Raw genomic sequence first — 5,343 nt, 5'->3', positions numbered from 1 at the left:
TGTACTTGCTCTTGATCCAACTCGGTTGGGATTTTTCCAAAATGCAAAGCCATAGCAGCTACATGCCGGGAATAATTAGAAAAGGTGCTTTGGCTTCTGCCTAAAATAGAAATCGTACGTTCAAATCGATGCAAGAGCTGCTCAAAATTAGGAACCTCTCGAATGGCCTGATTAAGGATTTTGTTTTCCCTTAAAGCATCAGGATGCTTTTTTTTGTAGTCATAATAATTGATTTTAGTTATCTTTGAAAAGTACTACTTTTTCGGACACGCGCTACCGAAGGTTTAGTTCAACACACGCTACAAGCAATTTGGGGATTAGGCTTAATTTGAAAATGGTTTTGTATTTGGAAGATTTGGCAAATCCGAAGATAAGGCTTAATTTAATCCTAAACTGCTTGTAGCGCGAGAACGTTGGTGGCTATGTTGCAAAAAAAACTACATAAAATAAAGATATGAGCAAAATGTATGATTCTTTGAAAAGACAAATTGGAAGAGATGCAGGAAAAGTAGTTTCAAATTTTGTTTTTGGAGATAGTCATTCGACACCACATCGAAATGTTAATTCTCAAAACAGAGCAAATGCTAATGAACTAAATCAAAAAAAACTTGAATTTCAACAACAAGACTTAAAACAAAAAGATTTATACTTGTTAGATGGGGCTGTAATAAATGCAGTTAATCAAGTCATAGCGATTGAGATTCCTAATAATGAAAAAGAAATAACTAAAATTTTACACGAATTAGAAATACAACTTAAAGTAAATAAATGGTTAGGAATTCATAAAGGAGATACGGCAAAAATTAGAAACAAATTTCCTGATGCAGTTTTAACAAAATATGAACAATGTGTTTATGAATTAAAATACATTGATTGTAATCCAGAAAGATTAAATCTAGCAACAAAAAACTTATCAAAATACAAGAAATTCCAATTTGTTTACAAATACAAATTGTTTCTTTCAATTTTTGTTTTTCTATTTCTATTTATAATTGTTGGTTTAAACGCAGGATAAATTATGTACAAAAAAGATTTTATTGAATTCGTTGAAAAAGGAATAGACAATTTTTACATTGGAACAGGAAATCCAAACTCAAAAATTCTAATCATTGGAAAAGAATCCGCTATCGAAACTACCGATTTGCAAAGTTTTGAATGGTATGGAAACAATGCAAAAGATTGGAAAAACCATATAGAAAATGGAACTTGCGAAGTTTTAGAATATCAAGTTGACGAAAAACATCCGTTAAGAAAAAGTTGGGGCAAAAATACTTGGAGTAAATATCAAAAATTATCTGACTATATTTTGGAAAAGGAAACCGAAAATTTCAAAGTAGATTTTCTAAATCATATTTTCACATCTGAAATAAATGATTCACCTTCAAAGACTACTTCAAAAGCCGACAAAACAAATATTTCAGGTAGAAAAAAGATTTTAAAAGCGTCTGAATTTATTCAAAAATTCCCTGTAATTCTCTTGGCTTGTTCTAACTACATAACTAACAGCGAGAACAACAGGGAAATTAATGACATTTTTGAAGTAGAATATATTGGCGATGAAATTGGAACGAAATTTTATTCTGCAGGAAATTGGTATTTTCTTCACTACAATAAAGACAAAACTAAATTAGTAATTCATACAAGACAATTAAGTACAAATGTGAATAACGAATTGTTAAAAGATTTAGCCGAAATAATACGAAAACATTTGAATCAATAGAAAACACAGCCACTAACACTCGCTACAAGCAATTTGGTTGTTAATTTAAATTTACGAATAATTTATTATGCAAATCTAAAGGGTAGTACCAGAACGTTAGTGGCAAGCAATCCACGTCAGAAACATTAGAGTAAAAAGGAAACCTAAAATAAAATAATACTAAATGAAAAAATTTTACATAATGAATGGACAAAACCAAGAAGGTCCATTTGATATTGAACAATTAAAATTATTAAACATAAAAAAAGACACACCAGTTTGGTTCGAAGGAATTCAAAATTGGACAACAGCAGAAAAAGTAGAAGATTTGAAATCGATTTTACCGCTAAATGTTATTCCGCCAAAATTTGTAAATCAAACCCAAAATAATTTTACATCAACGCCACCAAATTTTAATAATTATTCAAATAATAATCAGAATACCAATCACCAAAATGATTATCCAAAAAGTAATTTAAAAAGAAATCTGTTAATTGGTGGAGCAATATTGATTGGATTGGTAATAATTGGTTTTATTTCAAACAGTTCTCAATCGAATAGTTATGGTTCAGAGCCTTCGTATAATGCAGACGGTACTGAAAATACTGCTGTTTCAGCAGAAGAAACTGAAAGACAAAGAATAAATGCAGCAATTACTAAAAAGAATATGAATTTTAGAAATAATTGGCAAACATATTTAACTGTAACAACAAATCAATATCAATATAGAGAAATTGGTGGAATTTTTAATTTAGCAGTTAATTTCACAAATAATACAGATTGCAAAATGGACGAAATAAAAGTAAACGTAAATTACATAAAAGATGGTGGTGGAATTTATAAAACGGAAACTGTAGTTTTTTACAATGTGATGCCAGGAACTCAACAGAGCGAACAAGCACCAAATAGTGACAGAGGAACGTCAGTTCAATTAGAAATCTCACAAGCATATTCAAATAAAATGAATTTTTATTATCCAAGCAATAGTGGAAATAATGAAGATCCATATTTTTATAAACAATAGAAAATTAATAAATATTTTGCCAGCCACTAACTGTGGTTTTGCTCAATGGCTTGGGCTTGGTTTTTTCCTGCGGAAAAAACGCTGTTCGCAAAAATTGGGTTTGTGTTTGGAGAGTTCAGTCTTGAATCACAAGCCACTGCGAAAAGCGTCGAGACGTTGTATGCTATTTTAACAGAAGAAATGAAGAAACACATCATATTATCATTAAATTTTTTATTTGTACTACTACTTTCTTCTTGTGAAAGAGTTTATATTACTAAACTTAGAAATTCTAAGGAAACAGACTTAATTTTAGAAATAATTCTTGATAAAGATTCCGTAAATAAATATAATAACCATCTAAAAGAATCTACAATAATTAGTTTTAATAATGGTGGTAAACTTATAAAATTTGATTCGACAAATTATATTGCGACTTTCTTACTCAAATCTAAAGAAGAATATGCTTTCGAGGGCGGATTAGGTGAAAAACCTAAATTCACGCAAATTTCTAAAATTAATATTTATGGAAAAGATACTTTGAGAATAAATTCTAGAGCAGAAATGTTTAAAAACTTTGAAGAAGAAAGTAATCGGCAATATGTCTTAGAAGTAAAATAAAAACAGCATACAACAGATACTACAACGGATTTTGGCAATTGGCTTTATGGAAAAATGGTTTTGTATTTGGGATAATTTGCTTCGCCTGTTCGCTATCGCTCGGGTGGCAAATCCGAAGAATGAGCTTAATTTAGTCCCAAACCCTCTGTAGTACCACAACGTTATAGGCTATAATACCAAAAATCGTAAAAAGAAAAATATGAAAATTTACTGTTTGCTTTTCTTAACTATTTCAACTTTGAGTTTTTCTCAAAACAATTCAGAATCTGACGTTTTTAAAAAAATCATTGATGAGCAAATTGGAAAGGGTACATTAGGAATATATGTTCAATGTGAAAAATATAAAACTTTTTTTGACCTAAAAGAGTTTAAACAAGAAGCAGGTCTTGAAGTCCCTGAAAATATACTAAAAGAAATTGAAACAAACGTTGCAAAAAGCAGTGATGGAGTTTGGAATTCAGAATTAATAAACGAATTGAATTACGGCCTTGATTTTATTAAAAGCAATAAATGCTTCACTAAAAAAGACATCGAACAAATATTTGAAAAAACAAAGAAAAGGCAAAATGTAATTTGTATAGGCACACCTGTTTTTGACAATAATTACGAAAATTGTGTTGTTTCTGTTATGGACTGGAACTTTACAAGCAGTGCGAGTGGAAGTACATATTTTCTGAAAAAAGTTTACGGAGCTTGGACAGTAATCGCTGTATATGGAATTTGGATGACTTAAAAAAGTACTGTACACAACAAGCTACTAAAACGGATTTGGACAATTGGCTTAATGGAAAGTTGGTTTTGTACTTAATTAAAAGTGATTAACCGAAAATCTCGCATCTTTATTCCCCAACCTCGCCAAGCGCAAGAACGTTACCTGCAAGTTATCAACACGATGGGACTAAAAATAAAAAGGGCTCTTAAATTTAAGAACCCTTTTTTTAATCTTTTACTTAATTACGTTTCCACGAAGGAAAGAGGCTTTATCAAGTCTATATGTTGCAAATTTACAAATAAATATTTAAATTGCAACACATATGAAAAAAGATTTACGCTATAAATATTTATCGAGACCAAGATATAATCGCTATTTAGCAGCAACTGCGAATAATAATGAAAGAGCAAAAAGATTATATAATGCAAATATAAGATTAGCTCAAGCATTTCATCCTATTCTGAGCCAATTTGAAGTTATTTTAAGAAATGCTCTTTGTTTAAAAATGTCAACTCATTTTGCTGACCCAGATTGGATAATTAATCAAAAATCTGGCTTTATGAGTCATCCTTCTTTGAATAGTTCTCATAATTTTCTTAGAAGTTCAGTCCGTAAAACAGAAAATAATTTGACACGGAGAGGAATTCCAATTACAAGTGGAAAAATAATATCCGATCAAAATTTTGGTTTTTGGTTGGCATTCTTTTTACCACATCATTATGCACTAGTTGGTGGTCAGCCTATATACATATTCCCAAATAAACCCGCAGTAGAAGATAGAGCAAGCCTATACTCAAAACTTGATGATTTACGAAGTTTCAGAAATAGAGTAAATCACTGTGAACCAATATGTTTTAACGCTCATAATATTGATTGCTCTGAAGCAATTGATATAAGGACAAAACTATACAGTCTTGTCGAATGGATAAATCCCGATTTAATAAATTTTCTAAAAACGGTAGACAATACTCAAAGTAAAATTGACAAGATAATGAATATATAACCTGCAGGTAATCGAGTAGACGGCTCCGCCAGAAACTGACGGAGTGCGCCTCTCACACCACCGTACGTACGGTTCTCGTATACGGCGGTTCGCAAAGTGATGGGTTGAGTTCCATGTAAATCTCCAACATTGATTGATAGCCTTTCTTCTTAAGTCGCAGTAGGGTAATAGTAGTGGTTAGAATTGGACTTTGAGCAATGCGCCATCCTCCTTTTCTGGTTCTGCTCCAAGCATAAGCATGGTCTTTGTCAATCCCTAGTCGCATCAGGTTTTTCCTTTTGCGTTCGGGTTTTTTCCAGTCCGTC

6 protein-coding genes and 1 pseudogene are annotated in these 5,343 nt (G+C 31.3%); 6 read left to right on the top strand and 1 reads right to left on the bottom strand.

All coding sequences use genetic code 11. From position 1 onward, the window contains the following. The first annotated feature begins 454 nt into the window (after positions 1 to 454). From E0F91_RS17335 to E0F91_RS17310, 6 genes are all read left to right on the top strand, one after another. Positions 455 to 1,015 carry a hypothetical protein gene (locus E0F91_RS17335; RefSeq protein WP_132067615.1) on the top strand — a complete coding sequence of 187 codons (561 nt, stop codon included), beginning with the start codon at positions 455 to 457 and terminating at the stop codon, positions 1,013 to 1,015. 3 nt (positions 1,016 to 1,018) lie between these two features. Then, positions 1,019 to 1,720 carry a hypothetical protein gene (locus tag E0F91_RS17330; protein WP_132067614.1) on the top strand — a complete coding sequence of 234 codons (702 nt, stop codon included), beginning with the start codon at positions 1,019 to 1,021 and terminating at the stop codon, positions 1,718 to 1,720. Between the two features lie 163 nt (positions 1,721 to 1,883). Next, positions 1,884 to 2,723, top strand: coding sequence for a DUF4339 domain-containing protein (locus tag E0F91_RS17325; RefSeq protein ID WP_132067613.1), 840 nt, complete (start codon positions 1,884 to 1,886; stop codon positions 2,721 to 2,723). A gap of 45 nt (positions 2,724 to 2,768) precedes the next feature. Next, complete coding sequence (locus tag E0F91_RS17320; RefSeq protein WP_165930161.1) at positions 2,769 to 3,323, top strand: hypothetical protein; 555 nt, start codon at positions 2,769 to 2,771, stop codon at positions 3,321 to 3,323. Between the two features lie 199 nt (positions 3,324 to 3,522). Then, positions 3,523 to 4,056 (top strand): hypothetical protein, encoded by a 534-nt coding sequence (locus E0F91_RS17315; RefSeq protein WP_132067611.1) that lies wholly within the window; start codon positions 3,523 to 3,525, stop codon positions 4,054 to 4,056. Positions 4,057 to 4,357: 301 nt separating this feature from the next. Further along, positions 4,358 to 5,038 (top strand): hypothetical protein, encoded by a 681-nt coding sequence (locus E0F91_RS17310; protein WP_132067610.1) that lies wholly within the window; start codon positions 4,358 to 4,360, stop codon positions 5,036 to 5,038. 52 nt (positions 5,039 to 5,090) lie between these two features. Here the strand turns inward: E0F91_RS17310 and E0F91_RS17305 are convergent. Beyond that, a pseudogene (locus E0F91_RS17305) lies at positions 5,091 to 5,343 on the bottom strand (group II intron reverse transcriptase/maturase); the annotation flags it as partial.

The sequence above is a fragment of the Flavobacterium sandaracinum genome (assembly GCF_004349135.1).
In the GTDB taxonomy this organism is placed as follows: Bacteria; Bacteroidota; Bacteroidia; order Flavobacteriales; family Flavobacteriaceae; genus Flavobacterium; species Flavobacterium sandaracinum.
This window is presented reverse-complemented; position numbering and strand designations above follow the sequence as displayed.